The organism is Paenibacillus tarimensis, from assembly GCF_021532315.1.
Classification (GTDB): Bacteria; Bacillota; Bacilli; order Paenibacillales; family Paenibacillaceae; genus Paenibacillus_I; species Paenibacillus_I tarimensis.
The window spans coordinates 243,232-263,993 of the sequence record NZ_JAKGAO010000013.1 but is presented as its reverse complement, the minus strand read 5'-3'; the positions used below and the strand labels follow the sequence as shown (position 1 = coordinate 263,993).

Genomic DNA, 20,762 nt, shown 5'->3' with positions numbered 1-20,762 from the left:
GGGGTTGGCGCAGGTGTCGCGTTTTTACAATACAGGCAGCGGACAGGATGCTATGATAATCTTACGTGAGCAGGCAGCTAAACTTTTCCTAGAAAATATCACAACTCGGGAGTGTGGACAATGGAGCTGAAGTACGAGTTTTACATTGGGGCTAATCCGGACAAGGTATGGGAAATCCTCACCTCGAAGGAAGGGACGCGCAGCATCTTCTACGGCTGTGAACTGCGCTCGACCTTACGGGAGGGCGATCCGTTCGAATACAGGGGTCCGGGCAGTGACGGGGATGAGACGGTTCATGTGTACGGAACCATTCTGGCCTGCGAGCCAGGCAAGCGGCTCAGCCTAACAGAGCATCCGGGTCCTTCGTATTATCCGAATCATGCGGAGCTGGAATCGCGGATGACCTATACGCTGGAGAAGATCGGGGAGTGCACGAAGCTGACGCTGATTAACGATCAGTGGACGGAGAACCATCCCGGGGTGGAGAATGCGCGGGCGAGCTGGTGGATGATTCTGAGCAATATCAAGACGCTGGCAGAGACGGGACATACGCTTCAGCTGGGAGAATAATATCGGTAGGGCGGCTGCAGCGGATGCAGGCCGTCCTTTCTTTTGCCGCCGGACAGACGGTATGCATGCCATACTGAATATCACAGCGGACTGGTCAGGGACCGGATATGGTGGTAAAGAATAAAGACAGATAGCGGGATGAACGGCTTGCCACGGCCGTGCCGTCCCGGACCTATAGAAACAACAGACGGGGTGACGACGAGGATGGAACATTTCAGGGCGTTGGTGATCGAACGGACAGAGGGCGGAGTGACCGCAGGCATCAAGAATATGCGGGAGGAGCAGCTTCCGGAGGGCGGCGTGCTAGTACGTGTCATGTATTCCAGCGTGAATTACAAGGATGCGCTTGCCTGCTCGCCAGGCGGCAGGATCGTCAAGGAGTATCCGTTCATACCGGGTATTGATGCGGCGGGTATAGTCGTGGAGAGTGCATCACCCAAGTTTCAGCCGGGGGATGAAGTGTTCGCGACCGGCTATGAGCTTGGCGTCAGCCATTATGGCGGCTACAGCGAATATGCGCGGATGCCAGCGGAATGGCTGCTTCATCGGCTTGAGGGACTGACACTTCAGGAGACCATGCTGCTTGGGACAGCCGGATTCACGGCGGCCATGTCCGTGGCAGCGCTGCAGGACAGCGGCATACAACCGGACAGCGGCCCTGTGCTTGTCACGGGTGCGTCAGGAGGCGTTGGCAGCATAGCGGTCGCCATTCTGGCAAAGCTGGGCTATGAAGTGACAGCTGCGACAGGCAAGGCGGATATGCATGAGCTGCTGAGCCAGCTTGGTGCGGCGCGAATTGCTTCGCGGGAGGAGCTGCTCGAAGGCGCCGGAAAACCGCTGAATCGGCAGGTATGGGCGGGCGCTGTCGACTGCGTCGGCGGTCCGGTGCTGGCGAATGTGCTCAGCCGCATGCAGTATGGCGGAGCGGTGGCAGCCAGCGGCCTGACGGCAGGCACCGAGCTTCCGGCAACCGTGCTGCCATTCATCCTGCGCGGTGTCCGGCTGCTCGGCATTGATTCGGTTTATGCCCCGGCTGAGCTGCGTGAGCGGCTGTGGACTTGGCTCGGCAGCACTTACAAGCCGGACGGCCTAGCGCTGATGAGCAGCCGTATTAAGCTGGAGCAGATACCGGACATTACAGCCGCCATGCTGCGAGGGGAGTCCAGGGGACGGGTCGTGGTTGAGATCGGCGGCAGCGGGCAATAAGAAGAATGCACAGGAGCAGGGGGTCACCCCTGCTCCTGTTATTTTTCCACCAGCTTCGCGAGCGGATAGATGATCACGCTCTGCAGAATTAGAGATAGAAGGACGACGCCGAAGGATATGGACAGAATGAAATTCAGATTCTCCGGCATCTGCTTCGATACCAGCGTCAGCAGCAGCACAACAGACATCGTGCCCCGGACGTCGGCCGCAGTCAGAATGATGAATCCCCTCCAGCCAAGCTCCTGTCGCCAAGGCTTCACCGGACCGGCAAGCGCCAGCAGCATGACATATCGGACCACCAGTGAAATCAGGAAGATCACAATCATCAGCGGCCAGTGCTCCCATGTAATATGCTTCACGGATACAATGCCGATGATCAGGAAGATTATCGACGAAATGCTGGGCTCCACTACGCCCCAGAAGCCCTCCAGGCTATCCCGGAAATGCTCTTCCTTCTGTGATTTCTGAAACTCGTAAGACATCATAAGGCCGGACATGACAGCAGCGAGCACCCCGGACACATGAATATGCTCGGCGATATGGAAGCTCCCATAACAGACTACAATACTGAGCATGACCTGATATTCCTTATGGTGGGTAAAATAAATGCTCTTCGCAAGCAGCCAGCCGACCACGAGTCCGATTGCTGCTCCCCCCAGAGATACCGTCAGGAATTCCTGCAGAAAGTTCACCATGGAAAAGGGGTGCTTAGACAGCAGTATATTGGACGCAATAGTGAAGGCTACGATACTTGTGCCGTCATTAATCATGGATTCCCCTTCTATTACCGATACAAGCATCGGCTTGACATCCGATTCCTTCAGAACGGAAACAACCGACACCGGGTCGGTTGGCGTCAGAACCGTAGCAATGACAAGTGCTGCTATGAAGCTCATCGACAGCATCAGCGGACCGACAAGCCAAATCAGACTTCCGAGCAGAAGGGCGGTTAGCAGCAGCCCCACTGTACTCAGCAGGGTCATCATCAGGCCATGCTTGCGGAAGGAGGAGTAGGAGAAACGGTATGCCGAGATGAACAGAAGCGGAGGCAGCAGCAGCTCGTACAGCATTTTACGCGTAATCTCCACGGAGGAGAAATAAGGGATCAAGGATAACCCCATCCCAATCAGGACGAGCAGCAGGGGCACCGGGATACTTTTTCTCTTCTTATCGAGCGCGAACAATGTGTATCCGATTGCAAGCAGAATCAAGAGATGAGTGACGGTCATAGGCGTCTCCTTTTCGTTGTGACCCTTGAGAAGGTGTTGTTAATAGGAAATTATCCCCCGCGACGGGGATTCAAACCAAACGGCTGCTGTTTTTTTTGGGAGAGAGGGTGTACCATTTGCCCGAAGATTGGGTAAGTTACGGTAGGACTTGTTATCCCAGCTGGAGAGGGAGGTGAAATCAGATGCAGGAGATGGTGAAGGAAGGAAATGGGTTTGTTATCCGACAGGATGGGGAGGTAGTCGCGGAAGTTACCTATGTCCCTAGCGGCACCAATGCGCTGATTATTGACCATACCTATGTGACAGAGTCTATGCGGGGCCAGAAGCTTGCCGAGAATCTGGTGAAGAAGGTAGTGGAATATGCGCGCGAGAATGACCGTAAGGTCGTGCCGGCATGCTCCTATGCCTATGCCCAGTTCAGAAGGCACAAGGAGTACCAGGATGTCTGGCAGCAATAAATTTGGGTGACTAAACCGGCGCAAGTCCTGGTCCATGAGCATATGACAGGTATACAGAGCATCCGGCAGGATGTTTTCGAACCGGTATGGCCAGCAGTGGCTGAGCACTTGTTAGCCGTTCTGACAGGTGCTCAGCAAGTAAGCAGAAGTTTTCCAAACCTCACATAATGCGTTACACTTTAATGGTACCAATGAACAAAACAAAATCTGGAGGATTGCTAACATGAGCTATGAAGAAATGTTGGACCGTCGAAGCGAGATTTTGAAGCGCAACATTGGCACGATGATTCTAAAGGAAAACCAGCAGGGCCTAAGCGGCCAGGAAAGCCACCTGTATCAGAACATGATCAAGGAGCTACATCAGACGGAGAATGAACTGAACACCAAGCGCAACGAATCCTAAAGCTGCATATATGAGCTCAATATTGCCGGGAATGATATTAGGGAATCATAATTTATTGAAGAAGGAGCAGGCCGGACGATGTGTCGGAGACTGCTCCTTTTTTTTGTGCCTTCAGACTCACCAGCAGCCCCGGCCCAAGCGGCCGGGGCTTCTTGCGCTGCGGCAGCTCGCCTGTCGGACAGCAGAAGGGCTTATCTCGTGCTGCATCGGGTTAAATATTTCTAACGATCCAGACGGGAGGCGAAGCGGCTGTGAGTACATACAAGTTTGAACATAACTGGCTGATCGGCCGGAAGGTCGGCGAGATATGGGACTTCATCAGCCACTTCCATTATGACGGCTGGTGGCCGGGCGTCTGCTTTAACACGGTTCGGGAAGCAGAAGAAAATGGGGTAGGGGCTGAATACGAAACAGAGTTCAGGACCAAGCTACCCTATAAGCTCCGTTTCCGGGTAAAAGTGGTCAGCAGCTCGCCGCCTCATTCCCTGGTTATGCGCGTAACGGGCCAGCTCGAGGGACAAGCGGTATGGACACTGATTGCCCTTGGAGACCGTACGCATGTGCGCTGCAGATGGGAAGTCCGGACGGCTGTCAGATGGATGTCGGCACTGGGCCCGCTGCTGAAGCCCCTGTTTGTCTGGAATCATAACCGGGTTGTCGCGGAGGGAGTAGAGGGACTATCCCGCCACTTGGGAACCCGGGTTCATCCATGCAGTGACCGGTGCTTATGGAACGCCCCGGCACCCGCTGCAAGCTTTCGACATAATTAATACAGTTGTTAACAAATTCACAATAATACTATTGACATTTACTTGTTATTTATATGATGATGGTAGCAGACGACTAGGGGGGTTACAGATGAAGAAACTAGCAATAACAGCTGTAGCGCTAAGCCTTTTGTTAAGCGCTTGCAGCAGTAACAACAGCAGCGAGGTTCCACCGACGATAACGCAGGAGCCGTCCTATACGAATGTATCGGTTCACGATCCGTCCGTCATTAAGGTGGACGATACGTTTTATGTCTTTGGCTCTCACTTAGCATCTGCTAAGAGTGAAGATTTAATCGAATGGACGCAGGTATCGGATATCGTTCGGACAGGCAATCCGCTGATTCCGAATGTGCACGACGAGCTGAGCGAGGCTCTGTCTTGGGCAGAGACCCAGACGCTCTGGGCGGCTGATGTCATTCAGCTTGCTGACGGCAGATACTATATGTATTACAATGCCTGCCGCGGCGACGCGCCTCTGTCTGCGATGGGTGTGGCCATTGCCGACAATATTGAAGGGCCGTACAAGGATGCCGGTATCTTCCTCAAGTCAGGCATGACCGAAGAGATGAGCCATGACGGTACGCCATACGACGCAACGAAGCATCCGAATGCAGTAGACCCCGACACCTTCTTTGATAAGGACGGCAAGCTGTGGATGGTATACGGTTCTTATTCCGGCGGCATATTTATCCTGGAGATGGATCCGGAAACCGGCTTCCCGCTCCCGGATCAGGGATACGGCAAGAAGCTTGTTGGAGGCAATCACAGCCGGATTGAAGCGCCTTACATGCAGTACAGTCCGGAGACAGGATACTATTACCTGTTCCTCTCTTATGGAGGTCTGGACAGCTTCGGCGGTTACAACATCCGCGTAGCGCGCTCCAAGACGCCGGATGGTCCGTTCCTGGATCCGCAAGGCCAGGATATGCTTGATTCCAAAGGTGCGGAAGGCAGCGTCTTTGATGACTTGTCCATCGAGCCGTACGGCGCGAAGCTGATGGGCGGCTATCAGTTTGAAGCAAGCGACGGAACCACGGCAGGGTATGTTGCACCGGGTCACAACTCCACCTACTATGATGAAGAGGACGGAGAGTACTTCATATTCTTCCATACCCGGTTCCCGGATGGCGGCGAGTTCCATGAAGTACGGGTGCATCAGTTCTTCATGAATGCGGATGGCTGGCCGGTTGTTGCTCCTTACCGCTATTCCGGAGAGAAGCTGGGAAGCTATAAGGAGAACCAGGTGAGAGGCGAGTACCAGCTCATTAATCACGGCAAGGATATCACGGCCGATGTGAAAGAGCCAGACACCATCACGCTTGCCAAGAACGGCAAGATTACAGGTGATGTGGAAGGCACGTGGAAGCTGGATGGCGAGAACAACGCAGAGCTGACAATCGATGGTGTTACCTACAAGGGCAAGTTCGTTCAGGGCTGGAGCGAGGCTGAGGAGAAAGAACTCACGACCTTTACAGCGCTGTCGGATGAGGGCGTCAGCATCTGGGGCAGCCGGATTGTAACAGCGTCGGAATAATAAAAATAGAACTGGCAAACAGGCAGATTCCATTTTTGGAACTGCCTGTTTGTTTTTTATTGATATAGCACGGGTAACCGGTGAAAGAGCTTGGAATCTGGTGAAATGATTGCCTCGAAACCTATGCGGGATCAACTTGTACCTCATACAATATAGCATTTGGAGGAGAGGGGATACGCTGGTGCAGAGGAGCAAATCAATCTTTTGGCATGCGGGCAAAGTGACAAGGGCGGACCGCAGCCGGCTGAATGGGCATGGCAGCTGTGCGCTTTGGTTCACCGGCTTGTCCGGTTCTGGCAAGTCTACGCTCGCTGTTGAGGTGGAGCGCAGGCTCCACAGCCGCAGGGTGCACACGTATATCCTGGATGGGGATAACCTGCGGCACGGGCTCAGCCGGGGACTTGGATTTACGCCGGAGGACCGTAAGGAAAATATGCGGCGGACCGGAGAAGCTGCGAAGCTGTTTGTGGATGCAGGCATTATGACGCTGGTGACGCTGATATCCCCCTACCGGAGTGAACGGGAGATGGTCCGCTCGCTGGTGGGAACAGACAGCTTTGTTGAGATCTATGTCCGGTGCCCGCTTGAGGAGTGCGAGAGACGGGACCCCAAGGGACTGTATAAACGGGCACGGAGCAACGAGATCAGCGAATTTACCGGTATCTCGGCGCCCTATGAGGAGCCGGAGAAGCCGGAGCTTGAGATCGACACCAGCAGGCTGGACCTGCGGCAATCAGCTGACCGGGTGCTGGACTATCTGGCGGGAAAGGGCTGGCTTGGGGTATAATTTATCGGGTGGATAAAGCGGTTGGAATCAGGGAATGCCAGCCGCTTCTGCCAGCTTTAACACGCTAAACAGAAAAGTTGAAATAATGGTTTGCATTTTCTAAAAGGATGTGTTAGTATTAGGTATATCGAAATTTTGACCTGAATTCACATATTGTAGAGGGTTATTATTTTTGAGTGAAATAACCTTGTCCAATATGTGAATTTTTTATTTTTAGCGAAATAAAAGGTCATGTAAAATAACTTTTTGGAGGAATTCCACATGCAACAAGGTACAGTGAAATGGTTTAACGCAGAGAAAGGCTTTGGTTTCATCGAGGTTGAAGGCGGCAACGATGTATTCGTTCACTTCAGCGCAATCGTAGGCGACGGCTTCAAGTCCCTGGACGAAGGCCAGCGCGTAGAATTCAACGTGGTTCAAGGCAACCGCGGACCACAAGCTGAGAACGTTGTAAAGCTGTAAGCTTTAAACAACTTCTTACTCGGGTTTAACTGCTTGTACGACCTGCAAGCAGGGGAGAGAGGCTGACCGCATCGAGCGGGCAGCCTCTTTTTTTGTGCCTGGCCTCCGCTTACCTGGCGGATGAATTCGTTGTTCTCAGCTTCCAAGCGGGGATCAGCGAGTGAAACCGGAAGGAATAGCTCATAAGAATATGGATGATTGTATAAATCAGCAAGGTCGTGAGATAAGCACTGAACCACATGATTAGAGTCGTATTTAGGAAATAGTACAGCAGCAGCATCCCCACGGGGAACGGCACCAGAATGATCAGCCAGATCGGTGCGTTCAGACCTTCAGTAATGGCCCCAAGTGAGACGACGGAGATTCCGATTAACAAGGCTTCCCACCAGTCGATTCCACCGCTGACAAGCAGGGTACCCATATAATAAGATGCAGCTGTCAGCGTGAAAGCCAAAATAAAATCTCTTATGTATGACATGTCTTTCACCTCCCTCAGATGTTATCCTCAAGAGGATTTAATAATCCTAATTTTACCACAACAAAATGGTGAACACATCATTATGCTTTCATTAGCAAAATCTTAAAATTCCCATAACATGTGAAATGTGCGATTGACTCACCGGGCCAAAGACCGATATACTTCCCTTATTCAAGTGAATTATGGTTTACGAAGGGAAGTATCCAATTATGGCAACAGAAGCACAGCCCGTCAAGAAGGACAAGATCCCCGAGCTGCAGCTCGTCCGGGCGATGGCGATTATCGGGGTGCTGTCGGTACACTCGACATCTTATGCAACTCTGTATATGAAAGAGTCTGCGTATTACTTTTTGTACAACTTCGCGAATATCTTTATGAAGTTCGGTACGCCAACCTTTATTCTGCTCAGCAGTTTTGTTCTATTCTACAACTATTACAGCCGGCCGCTTAATAAATCACTGCTCGTATCTTTTTACTCTAGGCGGCTGCTCTATATCATTATTCCGTACGTGCTGTTTTCATTATTTTATTTCGCTATATTACATGTTACACATTATCCGAATCGCCCCTTAGGGGAGACGCTGGAATCGTTCTTTAATAAGCTGATTACGGGTAAAGCATATACGCATCTTTATTTCGTATTCATCAGCATCCAGTTCTATATCTTATTTCCACTGGTCTTGTGGCTGTTCAAGCGTTCCGAAGCGCTGGCTAAGTGGGCAATACCAATCGGATTAGCGATTCAATGGGGCTTTGTCCTGCTGAACAAATATGTTATTCCGGCTCCAGGTGTCCCGAATAAAGGCAGCTGGGCGTTCTCTTACATGGCATATTTTATGCTCGGTGCATTCCTTGGGATATTTTATCCCAAGATTAAGAAGTGGGTTATCATGAGCCGGGAGAATGCGAGCGCGGGGAGAATTGCATTCTGGATTGGCCTCTGGGCTTTCTGGCTGGCGGCTGGAATCGGACATGTGCTGGTTTATTATTATAACCGTCTGCATGGTGATAATTTCAATACATTGCTCTATGAATTTTTCTGGAATGCACACACGTATGCATGCGCGCTTGTGCTGCTGCAAATCGCTCACCTCTTGTACAAGAACAGCTCCAGGCTGTTGGTGCGGCCCATGGAACGGCTGGGTGAGATTTCATTCGGGGTGTATCTGATCCATCCGTTCTTCCTGCTTGTATACCGGGAGAAGCTGGTCTACACGGGCGGCTCCTCTATGCTGCTGCACGCTTGGTACGCAGGAGGCTTCCTGCTGGCTCTGATCGGTTCATGGATCGTCGTGTCATTAGTTACTCGTTACCTGCCGTTCTCGTGGCTGATCTTCGGACAGGTGCCGAAGCCGAAACGGGACCGCCAGGCGCCGGCACAACCGGTGGTTCCGGGCGGAGTTGGCCGATAATTATGTGCGTTCCCAGACTAAAACTAAACTTAAATATCTGTATAGGATAAAGATACCCATACGCTAAACACTTAGTTAAAGTGTTCAGTGTATGGGTATTTGTTTGTTCTCTAAGATTAGCTCAATACAGATAAGACGCCATTCTTTCGTCAATCAGCATAATGCTTTCGGCATTTTCTTCGTCATCAAACATGATGGAAACCATATAAATATTGATTAATTCGTCTGTTTCTATACCCTTTGGTATGTCGGATAGAAAAGCTTTCTCTTTCACATCATAAGCGTAAGTAAGGCTTTTGGGGGTATCGAACTGCGCGTTATCTGAGCCATATACTTCCTTAATATCGCTTCTGGCCATGCCCACTTTAATAGCTTTGGTTGTTTGAAAGACATCCGCAGAGTTCCGGCCCAAGTTGATTCCCGCAACTTTATCGTCCCGATAGAACACCGCTACATCAGAGCCATAAGAAATACTCGCCGGCGAGATTTGTTCGCCTGTCCCTAAAATCTTTTCGACATCAGAGCGATTCATCCCGTACTCAATTTGTGCCTTACTGTCATCGATTTTGCTGATTGAAAGATCCTCTTTTGTCAGGCCTGATGACGAAGAACCGCACCCTCCAAGCACCGATACGACAACCAGCAGAAGTACAAGTAAACCTGTTAATCTCATATCTCTCTATTTCTCTCCTCTCTTCCAGCGACCTAAATATTAACAAAAAACCAGCTTGAAATCTATAACCATAATCTATTGTGGCACCAACCGGTTCTACATAGTAGAGCGGAAAATAGGTCGGTGAATGAAGAGAGCATGCAGATTAGACCCGGTCCGCGTGGGAACCGGGCTATAAGGTATGGATTCAACTCTACTGCAGCTGCGAAGAATACGGAAACTGTGTCGCATATTTCAGGAACTGGTCGTACGTCTGATCCAGCTTGGCCTGCTGCTCGCCCTCCAGCTTATAGTGCCCCTTCTTAAACATCATTTCGTACATATCGTACTGGCAGCGGTGGGTTTCCATCAGAACCGTCAGAATGTCCTCATGCAGGGCAGGGTGGCTCGCTTCACGTGCCGATACATTAAAGCTGTCGGTTAAGTACTTTTCCATCGCCAGTATATCATTGACACGGTCACGGTCATTAAGCTCCGGGCCTTTCTCTTTCGGTTCATAGGATGGCTTCGGATTCTTGATAGTCTGGGAATTCGGATTGCCGCTCATGGAATATCCTCCTCTCTTATTGCAGCTGTTGTACTCGCTTCATCTCAGCATTATTGTCATTCTTCAGGTGCTTCAGCAGCAGCTCGTAATGGCGAAGATGCATCTGGCCGACGCGGTCGATGGCTGCGGCGATCTCGGGGTCGGAGCATTCCTTGGCAAAATGGCTGCATTTCTTCATCGCGAGCAGCTCCCAAGACAGCTGATCCTTTAAATACAGATAATCTTTGGTTGTAATAACCTTCGGACCGTGCGTCATGACTGGCTCGTGCTGGTCGATGGTCTGTCCGTTTGGCATGTGCTTGTCCTCCTTCCGGTCTTTGTTTCTAAAGTTAGACTGTCTACCCGGTGGAGTTTTTATCCCTTCTCGCAAAAACAGAAAAAAACGCGTTCCGGCGGTCTTCATAACACCGTGGACGCGTGATGGGTAGCCTGTTTATCCATTTGTACGATTTTTGTCTATACATGCCCATCTGAACAGTCAGGGAATGCTGCTGGCCTGCATCGTTTTCCGAACGTTCCTTATGCCGGACACGAAGAGGTCTGCGAAGCAATTAAATCCAGCCCCGTTCCTTAGCCTTCTGAACAGCATGATGCCGGGTCTCCACCTCAAGCTTCTGTATGGCAGAAGACAAATAATTACGGACGGTTCCGGTCGTCAGATGCAGGCTGCCGGCAATTTGTCGTGTAGTGGCTCCGCCGGCGGCCATGCGCAGCACATCCTGTTCGCGCTCAGTCAGAGGGTTTGCTTCACGGGTGAACAGTGAGGCGGCCAGATAAGGGCTTACGACACGGCCGCCCTGCATCACCTTGCGGATAGCCTCAATGAGAAATTCAATCGGCTCATCCTTCAGCAGATAGGCGTCGACGGAAGCGTCCATAGCCTGCTGCAGATATCCGGGTCTCGCGAAGGTTGTGACAATCGTGATCTTGCAGGGAAGTCCGCTGCGTCTGACGGCGGCTGCGACCTCCAGACCTGTGAGGCCGGGCATTTCGATATCAAGCAGACAGAGGTCGGGATTGCAGGCTTCAATCATGCGCAAGGCCTCCCCGCCATCTGACACCTGAGCAATTATATCAATATCGTCCTCCAGCTGCAGCAGGGAGGCAAAGGCTCCTCGCAGCATATGCTGGTCTTCGGCGATGACAATACGAATCAAGTTGGCAGCCCTCCTAATAAACTTCTTTTTGAGCCGTCGGCTATTAAACGTGCTTCAGCGGCCGAGCTGGCGTTACAGGGACGGTGAGCGCTACTTCTGTACCTCCCTCCGGGGCCTGTGCTATGCGGGCTTGCCCCTGAATCTGCCGCATTCTCTCTTGGATCGAAGGAAGACCAAAGCCCTCCCTGCCCATACCGGAGGTTAATCCTTTGCCGTTATCGCGGATCGTCATACGATAGACGGCCTCATCGGCATAATTCGTAATCCAGCAGCGGGAAGCGCCGCTGTGCCGGACGACATTCGTGACAGCCTCTCGCAGCGCAAGAGCAAGCATCGTCTGGACCGTATCGGGAAGTGAGGAGTGAAGTTCGTCCTGTAAGGTTATGTCTGCCGTAATGCCTGCAGAATCAAGCACCTTCTGCACGTGATCAAGCTCGTCATTCAGCGGAATATGCCGCATGGAGGCCACCAGCTCACGCACCTGCTGCAGCGCATGGCGGGCGCTGTGCTTGATCTCGTCGATCTCGCTGCGGGCCCGGGCGGAGTCCCGGTCCACAAGCCGTGCGGCAAGCTCGCTCTTCATCTTGATCATGGTTAGTGTCTGGCCGAGTGTGTCATGCAGATCGCGCGCGATCCGGTTTCGCTCCTCTTCCTGGATATACCGCTCCAGCTTGCGGTTAGCGGCATTCAGCTTGGTTGAGAGTCTGCGTGCCTTGTCGATCGTGCGGATGACATAGGGCATGAGCAGCTGAAGAATAAGGAAGGGCAGCATTGGGGTCCAGAAGAAGGACTGAAGCTCCCCGTACAGCACGGCGTAGGAGGTGAAGAACATGCCTGCTATGCCTGCCATCCCCGCGTACATCAGCTTGAGTGTGCGGGCTCGGCTGAGCAGATCGGCATACATGAAGCCATACAGCAGCAGCCACTCCTGATAGAAGACCGCATAGACAGCAATGACGGCAAGCCCGGTCCACGAGGCGATGACAAGCAGCCAGCCGCGCTGCCATAACCCAGTGTAGAAGCATATCGCAGTAATGAGATACAGTGCTATAGAAATGCCAATACCGAGTGGCTGGTACTGCCATATGGTGATATATCCAAGGAATACGAAGCCAATAATATCAATGGCCAAATAGCTTTCAATCTGATCAGCCGGATATAGTTTGCGAAGCATGTTTCCTCTCTCTGGCGGACAACCGCCGTGTCATAGTTTTGCGAGCGGCCTCCAGTGGTCCCTGCTTGAACAGACGGAGCCAGATTCCGGAGAAGAGTACCAGCGTCAAGCAGATGAGCAGCCAGATCACAGCCGTCATTAAGGAGCTGGTCTCGCCGCCTAGACCCAGTCCCCAACCATAGAATATGACGGAGGCGAGCGCATTCTGCAGCACGTAGCAGCTGAGCGCCATCTTTCCGGTGCGCTCCAGCATTGGCCAGATAGGCCAGCGGCTGAACCGTTCTGTCAAGAGCGCAAGCAGCGCGATATACCCCACTGCCATAACGGGAGCGAACAGGTAGCGCAGCGGAAAATCAAACACCCCTCCCGGCACAAACAGCAGCAGGTTCAGCGGAATGCCCGCGCCAAGCCCCAGCTTCAGCATCCGGCGGCGGATTTCCCTGCCCCTCTCATCAGGGTGAAAGGCGCCAGCCCGCATCAAGCGGACTCCCGTGAGGAACAGGAAGATGTTAAGCGGCAGTACGAAGACTGCCTCCGTGCGGAAAAATCCGAAGTTGGCAAGCCTGAACGCCATCTGTTCCAGCCATGTACCGCTGCCGTACAGAGCTTCGGTACCCAGGGCGTGATTCATGGGCATGCTCTCCCCGGACAGATAGAGTCCGAGACTGGAAGCAAACAGCAGCAGGATGAGCATACCATGAAAAATACCAGTGATCCACATCGTTCGCTTCACCGCGCGATCGCCCCGTTTTACCACCCAGGCCACTATAACCGCAGTCAACGCATAGCTCATTAGAATGTCATATTCAAGAACCAGGGTGTAATGCAACAGCCCCTCCAGCAGGAGGAACAGGGCAGTCAGCAGATAGGGGCCGGGCCATCTCTTCTTCCTGGCCAGCGACCGGCTGTACTGCAGCTCAAGGCCGGCTCCGAACAGGATGGTCAGCAGGCCGAGGAGCTTGCCGTTGACCAGGAACAATACCAAATAACGGATGAACACATCGGCGGACGCCCACCAGTGATTGTGCGCGTAGGTGAAGAGATAGTCCACATTCCCCAGGTGGGCAAACAGCCAGATGTTGGTCCCGAGTGTACCCATTATCGCAAATCCTCTGAGGATATCGAGTAGACGGATGCGCTCGTTTGATGCTTCTTTCATCATGATTTCAGCCTCCATAACGCTGGCCTTGGCAAAGGCCTGTGTAGTAAATACAGCATACAACCGGTCGCTATCCGGCGGTAGGCACTGCCGTCATGATGAACGGTATGACAGGTGTCATAAGAAATGTTTTCATCTATCCCGGTTTCTTGCCGATTAAGCACCGTTTGACGCAGCCTTCATAAAATATATAGGGGGTGATCGCATGCCGATCAAGAACGGAGAGGAATATGTGAGGCGGATTAACGCCCAGCAGGCGAATGTACAAATTAACGGTGCTCCCGTAAAAGGGCCGGTAGCGGAGCACCCCGCTTTCAAGGGTGTGGTGCGGACTCAAGCTGCACTGTACGATTATCAGTGCCACCCGGATAACAAGGAGCGCATGACCTTCCGCTCTCCAGCTGGTGAGCCGGTAGGAATGTCGTTCCTCACGCCGCGGACGAAGGGTGACCTGGTGAAGCGCCGGACGATGTTTCAGGAGTGGGCCTCCATTCATCACGGGTTTATGGGCAGGTCCCCTGACTATATGAATACTGTTGTGATGGTCATGAACGCAGCTGCAGACCGGTTGGGAGAATCCAAGCCGCTGTATGCGGAGAACATCAGGCGTTATTACACATACTGCATGGACCGCGATATCACGCTTACCCATACCTTTATAAGACCCCAGACAAATAGGGCGAGCTCCTCTGCGGAATCGGCGGAGTTTGGGGATCTGGCCCGGATTGTACGCTGGACGGAGGAAGGTATTGTCGTGAGCGGAGGTATGATTGTCGCCACGCAGGGAGGGATAACGGATGAAATTCTGGTCTTCCCGGGGCCATGCCCGAAGCATACATCTCCGGACCGCAATCCCTATGCTTTCGCTTTCGCTATACCGGCTGACACGAAGGGCCTGTCATTCCACTGCCGGGAATCATATGTCAAGGACAGGATGACTGCCGCTGATTATCCGCTTACGACACAGTTTGAGGAGCCTGATGCCATCGCCGTCATGGAAGAGGTGCTGGTTCCCTGGGAGAGGGTTTTCCTGGCTGGTGATACCAGTCTCGCGAACTCCTTCTTCTATGAGAGTAACTTTTACACGCACCTCGGCCATCAGGTTGTCACTAGGCAGCTCATAAAAACCGAATTTATTCTCGGCACCATTCAGCTCCTGGTTGATACGCTTAATATAGGAGAATATCTGCACATTCAGGATAAGCTGTCCGAGGTGATTGTGGCAGCGGAGGTCATGAACGCGCTGCTTACGGCAGCCGAGGAGCGGGCGGAGCTGGATGAATGGGGCACGATGATGCCGGATCAGACGGCCATCCATACGGCTATGACTTATTTTCCGAGAGTCTATCCTCGATTCGCGGAGATTATCCAGCTAATTGGTGCGAGCGGGCTTGTCATGATGCCAACTGAAAAGGATTTGGCGGGGCCTTCCCGCGGCCAACTGGATGCTTATCTCGGTACGGACCTTCATGGGGGTATGGAGCGGGTGAAGCTGTTCCGGTTGGCATGGGATATGTCGATGAGCAGCTTTGGCACGCGGCAGGTCTTATATGAACGGTTTTTCTTCGGGGATCCGGCTCGGGCGGGCAAGCGTCTCTCAGCTGATTATGACAGGCTTCATGCCATATCAACAGTGAACAGGTTTCTGGAGCGGATTCCGGGTCAAGGCTCGCCTTAATGAAGGGCGGGTCTTTCTTTGGTTACTAGGAAGACAGTCGCCTAAATGGACAAATTGTGCCATAAAAGTTGATAGGAAGCTGCAAAACAAAGAGGATTCAGGTGGAATATGTGGAATTGGTGAGAAGGATTAAATATAAGTGATCGAGGTTTCTATGACGAGCAGAGCAAGGTCAATATCGCTAACGGATCATATGGATGTGTCGGAAGGGGCGCATATCTTATACTTCTATAGTTCGGATGAGGGTTATATGGATAACGCGCTTGCGTTTGTCCGCTCCGGGTTGGAGCAGAATCAGCAGATTTTACTTTTTGACAGCCAACAGAATTACGAGCAAATCTGCCGCGTGCTTGCTGGTGACGGCTTGGAGCAGGCGATTAGCGAGGTTCACTTCATTGATCATGGATGGTTCTACGGGGCTGACAGCCTGGAAGAAGGATTCTACAAGGATGAGCTTGGCAAGCTGGCGCAGGCTATGAAGTCCGGCGGAACGTCGGTCCGGTCGTGGGGGCATGTTTGTTGGAGGGAGGAGAGCGAAGCCTTCTTTCCTGTACTGCAGGAATATGAGCGCTATTGCGACGAGCTGTTCGGCGGTACCGGACTATTCGGCGTGTGTGTTTACGATGCCCGCAAGGTACCCGCTGCTGTGCAGAACGAGCTGCTGAAGTCACATGAGTACTTCATGACAGATACATCGCTTATGCCTTCCATGCTGTACGAGAAGAAGGACCGCAGTGTGCTGTTTCCATCACTGGCCGTGCAGGCACAGATGCAGTCCGAGGTGAATCTGTACAAGCAGAAGCTGGACTTCGTGCATGTAGTTTCCCATGAGGTGCGCAATCCGCTAACTGTAATCAAGGCCTATGCGAGGATGCTGATGGAGCAGGAGAAGGACGGGGCCAGCCGGCATAAGCTGCAGTCGATTACAGATTATGCAGACGTTATAGATAACGAAATGGCTCATATCATCAATACGGAGCAGATGCTGTCTACGGAATCGCTGTGGGAAAAAACATGGATCAAGGTCCTTCCGGTGCTGGAGGAAGTAAATGCGATAATGGAGACAAAAGCGCGGACGCAGGCGATAGGCTTCGACAGCTGTCTTCAGCTGATGGGAGAGCAGATTTACGGCAACGTGATCGGGCTTAAGCTGATTGTCTCCAACCTGCTGAGCAATGCAATTAAATACAGCCATGAGGGCGGACGCATCCGAATCGAGGCGTTTGCAGAAGATGGCGAATTGGTAGTAGCGATCCGCGACGAGGGGATCGGGATGAGTGATGAGCAGATCAGGAAGCTGTTTCGCAAATACGAAAAGATGAATGTTGAGCGCAGCGGACAAGGGATCGGCCTGTTCATGGTCAAGAAGCTGGTCGATCATTTCGGCGGCCGGATTGAGGTTAACAGCAGATTACATACAGGCACGCTGATGAAGGTATCCCTGCCTTTGTCTGGGAGAGCCCTTACTTAGTATAGCGGCGCACGCACTGCGGTTTGCCCTTAGGAAGCTGGAGGTTGAATATCCCTAATGTAAGCAGCCACCCCGGATCAGGACCCCGGGGTGGCTGCTGTGCGTCCGGCATCCGCTGCCGGCAGTGCGTGTATTAACGTCCATTCAGACCGAAGATGCTGCTGATAATGATCTCGGGCAGCTCAGCTTTCTGAGCTTGGTATTCCTCTAATGTGAGGCTTCCGGAAGCAAGGCGCTCATCCAGTTGAGCTGTGAGCTCAGCGATTTGCAGGCGGATCAGCTCCTTAATGTCAGAATTATTAGTCTCCGCCAGTTCAGCGAGCGACATGCCGCTGTACAGCGCCTGGTATACTTCCTCCTCATCCTCTGCACCAAGTGCCCGGAGGAAGATGTCGTCGGTATCCTGACTCATACTCTGCGGGGCAACGGCCGATTGGGCGTTTGCGTTGTCCGTGCCGATCATGGAGCTAATGGTGATGGCAAATGCTAACGTACCGACGACAATAATGCGTTTGGGATTCATATGTTGAACTCCTCTTTTCCTAAATCAATTTAAAAAACCTGCAGTATCGGAAGCTCGCGTATGTACTTCTGTCTGTGCTTCTCGTGGAGCAGGAACTGGGATTGGTTATGCCTGCGTTCATACGGTTGTTTGGCAGGTGCTGTCAGACAAAGTGCTGCACCGCGATATTCACTACTACGTTTATTTAGATACCCCGTTCCGGAATCTTTGTAACGGCAGTTATTCGGGAAAGTCTGATCCGGATGTCACCGTCTTATGTATTATCGCATGGGAACATTAAGAAAGCCTTAAAAGATTCCAAGGGTTTCCTGAAGGGGCTGGTTCGGTTCAAACAAATCGCATATTTATACAATGGCGAATGCGCGAAGTGATGAGGGATTCCACTATAGATCATGCGGCTTGTCTAGAAAAATGCAGGAATTCTGACGATTGGTAAAAAACAGTGTCATAAAAATGCTGCTAATATATATGCATATTATACAGTGCAGTGTTATAATGATATAGCATCTTTGAGTAAGGAAGTTTGTGTCATATATATGTCAGGTTTGGTGATAAAAACACCTATTTTCATGCCAAAAGACTACCATGCCTGAACAGATTTTTGGCTGATGCCGCCAGCATTCTTGCTGTTCCCGACAAATGATGTTATAATACGTGACATACATAAAATATGTGATGTCATGTATATTGTATACAAATTTTGGGAATGGTTCGAAATCAGGGTGCCGGAAACCTCCTGCATCAAAGAAATTAACATTAAAGTCTTGGGAGAGATGACAGATGAAGAAATTTTTACTGCTGGTTACGATGGTGACAACGCTGGCGCTGACGGCCTGCGGACAAGGAAGTAAAGGTACTAACGAGCCTGCGCCGGCTAACAACAGCCAGGCAGGAGGAAGCACGGAGCCGACAGAGCAGCAGACGAAGCTGGTTCTTGGCACAAGTGCTGATTACGCTCCATACGAGTTTCATAAGACGATTGACGGTAAAGATACCATCGTTGGTTTCGATATTGAAATTGCCAAGGAAATTGCCAAGGACATGAACGCTGAGCTGGTCATTCAGGACATGGATTTTGACGGCCTTCTGATGGCGCTGAATGCTGGCAAGGTAGACCTCGTTATCTCGGGGATGACGCCAACGGAAGATCGCAAGAAGAATGTAGACTTCTCGAAAATATACTATTTTGCCGAGCAGAGCATCCTGGTGAAGAAGGACCGCCTGGGCGAGTTCCCGACGCTTGAATCGCTGTCAGGCAAGAAGGTTGGTGTCCAGAAGGGTTCTATCCAGGAAGGCATCGCCCAGGAGATCGAAGGTGCACAGCTGACATCTCTTGGCAAAATTCCTGAGCTGATCATGGAGCTGCAGACAGGCCGTGTTGATGCGCTGATTCTGGAGAAGCCGGTGGCAGACCAGTATGTGCTGAAGCAGGATGACATAGCTATTTCAGATGCTAAGATTGAACAGTCGGAAGAAGAAGCTGGTTCGGCAATTGCTGTGAAGAAGGGGAATGCGGAGCTGCTGGAGAAGGTTAACAGCACGCTTGACAGGCTGATGGCAGCAGGCGATATTGACCGCTTCGTGGTAGAAGCAAACGAACTGGTTGGCGAATAGTCTTAAGTAAGAGATAGATCAGCCAAGGCGAATACAAACGGACGGAGTAGTTAGCGATGAATCTGGATTTTTCGTTTCTGGCGGACCACTGGCAGAGCTATGCCAGTGCCGCCTGGATTACCCTGAAGCTGTCGTTCTTCGGGGTGCTCCTGGGAACCCTTCTCGGTATTGGATTCGCACTCATGCGCCTCTCCGGCGTATGGGTGGTCAGGTTCCTCTCGACAGCTTACATCGAGCTGGTCAGAGGAACGCCGATGCTGGTGCAAATCTTTATTATTCACTACGGATTAACCCAGTTTGGGGTGGACTTTGCGCCCTTCCAATCGGGGATAATCGCCCTCACAATCAACAGTGCCGCGTATATGGCCGAGGTGTTCCGTGCCGGGATTATGGCAATTGACAAGGGACAGACTGAGGCGGCGCGTTCACTGGGGTTATCCAAGGGCATGGCCATGCGGTATATTGTGCTGCCGCAGGCATTCCGCAACATGCTGCCTGCAATTGGTAACGAGTTCATTATCATCATAAAGGACTCCTCGCTGGTTTCGGTAATAGGCATAGCGGAGATTATGAACACGGCGAGAACGCTGCAGGGCAATCTGTTCCTGCCGCTTGAGCCGCTGCTCGTTGCAGCAGGTGTCTACTTCGTTCTAACATTTACGCTGTCGAAGCTGCTCGGCGCCTTGGAAAGGAAGTTGAGAAACCAATGATTAAAGTCCAGGGACTGCGTAAATCGTTTGGTAAGCTGGATATTCTGAAGGGAATCGATACGGAAATTCGTCAAGGCGAGGTTGTCGTGGTCATCGGACCAAGCGGCTCCGGCAAGAGCACGTTTCTGCGCTGTCTCAATTTTCTGGAGGTGCCGACAGCCGGTGAGATCATTTTCGCGGGCCAGAAGATTGTGAACAAACAGTCAGAGCTTAATGCGATCCGCCAGAAGATGGGGATGGTATTCCAGCATTTCAATCTGTTCCCTCATATGAGTGTGATGGAGAACCTGACGCTGGGACCCCGGAAGTTGAAGAACATGAGCAAGGAAAAGGCGGAAGCTATCGCCCTCGATCTGCTTCGTTCTGTAGGGCTTGAGGATAAGCGGGATGCTTATCCCGACTCGCTGTCCGGCGGGCAGAAGCAGCGGATAGCTATTGCCCGCGCGCTCGCGATGCAGCCGGATGTCATGCTGTTCGACGAGCCGACATCTGCGCTTGATCCTGAGATGGTCGGCGAGGTGCTGGACGTGATGAAGAAGCTTGCGCAAAATGGCATGACAATGGTAATCGTCACGCATGAGATGGGCTTTGCCCGTGAGGTTGGCGACCGGTTGCTCTTCATGGACGGGGGCAGCATCGTGGAAGAGGGAGTGCCGCGTGAGGTGCTCCAGAATCCGCAGCATCCGCGTACGCAAGATTTCTTATCCAAGGTTTTGTAGGGCTAATTTTGTGGAATTCGTCTTGCTT

General features: G+C 52.0%; 23 protein-coding genes. 14 read left to right on the top strand and 9 right to left on the bottom strand.

The window, feature by feature from the left end; all coding sequences use genetic code 11:
- Positions 1-120: 120 nt before the first annotated feature.
- Positions 121-570 (top strand): SRPBCC family protein, encoded by a 450-nt coding sequence (locus tag L1N82_RS16010; RefSeq protein WP_235288452.1) that lies wholly within the window; start codon positions 121-123, stop codon positions 568-570.
- 204 nt (positions 571-774) lie between these two features.
- On the top strand, positions 775-1,776 hold the full coding sequence (locus L1N82_RS16005; protein ID WP_235288451.1) for an oxidoreductase: 1,002 nt from the start codon (positions 775-777) through the stop codon (positions 1,774-1,776).
- A 38-nt stretch (positions 1,777-1,814) separates the two neighbouring features.
- Here the strand turns inward: L1N82_RS16005 and L1N82_RS16000 are convergent, their stop codons facing one another.
- Positions 1,815-3,005: a cation:proton antiporter gene (locus tag L1N82_RS16000; protein ID WP_235288450.1), complete on the bottom strand. Its 1,191-nt coding sequence runs from the start codon at positions 3,003-3,005 to the stop codon at positions 1,815-1,817.
- A 182-nt stretch (positions 3,006-3,187) separates the two neighbouring features.
- On the opposite strand from L1N82_RS16000, the gene L1N82_RS15995 reads away from it, so the two are divergent.
- From L1N82_RS15995 to L1N82_RS15970, 6 genes are all read left to right on the top strand, one after another.
- A complete protein-coding gene (locus L1N82_RS15995) occupies positions 3,188-3,463 on the top strand; it encodes a GNAT family N-acetyltransferase (protein ID WP_235288449.1) in 276 nt (91 codons plus the stop codon).
- A 223-nt stretch (positions 3,464-3,686) separates the two neighbouring features.
- Entirely contained in the window at positions 3,687-3,866 is a 180-nt protein-coding gene (locus L1N82_RS15990; protein ID WP_235288448.1) for a hypothetical protein, read from the top strand.
- Positions 3,867-4,117: 251 nt separating this feature from the next.
- Positions 4,118-4,636 (top strand): SRPBCC family protein, encoded by a 519-nt coding sequence (locus L1N82_RS15985; protein WP_235288447.1) that lies wholly within the window; start codon positions 4,118-4,120, stop codon positions 4,634-4,636.
- 88 nt (positions 4,637-4,724) lie between these two features.
- Complete coding sequence (locus tag L1N82_RS15980) at positions 4,725-6,170, top strand: glycoside hydrolase family 43 protein (protein ID WP_235288446.1); 1,446 nt, start codon at positions 4,725-4,727, stop codon at positions 6,168-6,170.
- A gap of 181 nt (positions 6,171-6,351) precedes the next feature.
- A complete protein-coding gene (gene cysC, locus L1N82_RS15975; protein WP_235288445.1) occupies positions 6,352-6,957 on the top strand; it encodes an adenylyl-sulfate kinase in 606 nt (201 codons plus the stop codon).
- Between the two features lie 261 nt (positions 6,958-7,218).
- Positions 7,219-7,419: a cold-shock protein gene (locus L1N82_RS15970; protein WP_111146997.1), complete on the top strand. Its 201-nt coding sequence runs from the start codon at positions 7,219-7,221 to the stop codon at positions 7,417-7,419.
- Positions 7,420-7,528: 109 nt separating this feature from the next.
- Here L1N82_RS15970 and L1N82_RS15965 read toward each other — a convergent pair whose 3' ends face one another.
- The gene (locus L1N82_RS15965) at positions 7,529-7,897 is read right to left on the bottom strand and encodes a hypothetical protein (RefSeq protein WP_235288444.1); all 369 of its coding nucleotides are present in this window, start codon (positions 7,895-7,897) and stop codon (positions 7,529-7,531) included.
- A gap of 209 nt (positions 7,898-8,106) precedes the next feature.
- Here L1N82_RS15965 and L1N82_RS15960 point away from each other — a divergent pair, with 209 nt between their 5' ends.
- Positions 8,107-9,309 carry an acyltransferase gene (locus tag L1N82_RS15960; RefSeq protein ID WP_235288443.1) on the top strand — a complete coding sequence of 401 codons (1,203 nt, stop codon included), beginning with the start codon at positions 8,107-8,109 and terminating at the stop codon, positions 9,307-9,309.
- 121 nt (positions 9,310-9,430) lie between these two features.
- Here the strand turns inward: L1N82_RS15960 and L1N82_RS15955 are convergent, their stop codons facing one another.
- The 6 genes from L1N82_RS15955 to L1N82_RS15930 all read right to left on the bottom strand — a co-directional run bounded on the left by L1N82_RS15955 (position 9,431) and on the right by L1N82_RS15930 (position 14,022).
- Positions 9,431-9,982, bottom strand: a complete 552-nt coding sequence (locus L1N82_RS15955) for a hypothetical protein (RefSeq protein ID WP_235288442.1) — start codon at positions 9,980-9,982, stop codon at positions 9,431-9,433.
- 193 nt (positions 9,983-10,175) lie between these two features.
- Entirely contained in the window at positions 10,176-10,529 is a 354-nt protein-coding gene (locus L1N82_RS15950) for a spore coat protein (RefSeq protein ID WP_235288441.1), read from the bottom strand.
- A gap of 16 nt (positions 10,530-10,545) precedes the next feature.
- Positions 10,546-10,824, bottom strand: coding sequence for a ferritin family protein (locus L1N82_RS15945; protein ID WP_235288440.1), 279 nt, complete (start codon positions 10,822-10,824; stop codon positions 10,546-10,548).
- 256 nt (positions 10,825-11,080) lie between these two features.
- Positions 11,081-11,686: a response regulator transcription factor gene (locus L1N82_RS15940; protein ID WP_235288439.1), complete on the bottom strand. Its 606-nt coding sequence runs from the start codon at positions 11,684-11,686 to the stop codon at positions 11,081-11,083.
- Positions 11,687-11,729: 43 nt separating this feature from the next.
- Positions 11,730-12,860: a sensor histidine kinase gene (locus L1N82_RS15935; RefSeq protein ID WP_235288438.1), complete on the bottom strand. Its 1,131-nt coding sequence runs from the start codon at positions 12,858-12,860 to the stop codon at positions 11,730-11,732.
- On the bottom strand, positions 12,835-14,022 hold the full coding sequence (locus tag L1N82_RS15930; protein ID WP_235288437.1) for a DUF418 domain-containing protein: 1,188 nt from the start codon (positions 14,020-14,022) through the stop codon (positions 12,835-12,837). The genes L1N82_RS15935 and L1N82_RS15930 overlap by 26 nt, the downstream gene beginning before the upstream one ends.
- 202 nt (positions 14,023-14,224) lie before the next feature.
- Between L1N82_RS15930 and hpaB the strand changes: the two genes are divergently transcribed.
- Positions 14,225-15,697 carry a 4-hydroxyphenylacetate 3-monooxygenase, oxygenase component gene (gene hpaB, locus L1N82_RS15925; protein WP_235288436.1) on the top strand — a complete coding sequence of 491 codons (1,473 nt, stop codon included), beginning with the start codon at positions 14,225-14,227 and terminating at the stop codon, positions 15,695-15,697.
- A 154-nt stretch (positions 15,698-15,851) separates the two neighbouring features.
- Positions 15,852-17,168 carry an MEDS domain-containing protein gene (locus L1N82_RS15920; protein ID WP_235288435.1) on the top strand — a complete coding sequence of 439 codons (1,317 nt, stop codon included), beginning with the start codon at positions 15,852-15,854 and terminating at the stop codon, positions 17,166-17,168.
- 133 nt (positions 17,169-17,301) lie between these two features.
- Here L1N82_RS15920 and L1N82_RS15915 read toward each other — a convergent pair whose 3' ends face one another.
- Positions 17,302-17,691: a hypothetical protein gene (locus L1N82_RS15915; protein ID WP_235288434.1), complete on the bottom strand. Its 390-nt coding sequence runs from the start codon at positions 17,689-17,691 to the stop codon at positions 17,302-17,304.
- Between the two features lie 780 nt (positions 17,692-18,471).
- Between L1N82_RS15915 and L1N82_RS15910 the strand changes: the two genes are divergently transcribed.
- Genes L1N82_RS15910 through L1N82_RS15900 form a run of 3 tightly spaced genes read left to right on the top strand, consistent with a single transcriptional unit; the run spans position 18,472 to position 20,734 of the window.
- Positions 18,472-19,305, top strand: a complete 834-nt coding sequence (locus L1N82_RS15910; protein WP_235288433.1) for an ABC transporter substrate-binding protein — start codon at positions 18,472-18,474, stop codon at positions 19,303-19,305.
- Positions 19,306-19,361: 56 nt separating this feature from the next.
- Complete coding sequence (locus tag L1N82_RS15905) at positions 19,362-20,015, top strand: amino acid ABC transporter permease (RefSeq protein ID WP_235288432.1); 654 nt, start codon at positions 19,362-19,364, stop codon at positions 20,013-20,015.
- The gene (locus L1N82_RS15900; RefSeq protein WP_235288431.1) at positions 20,012-20,734 is read left to right on the top strand and encodes an amino acid ABC transporter ATP-binding protein; all 723 of its coding nucleotides are present in this window, start codon (positions 20,012-20,014) and stop codon (positions 20,732-20,734) included. The genes L1N82_RS15905 and L1N82_RS15900 overlap by 4 nt, the downstream gene beginning before the upstream one ends.
- The last annotated feature ends 28 nt before the right edge of the window (positions 20,735-20,762 follow it).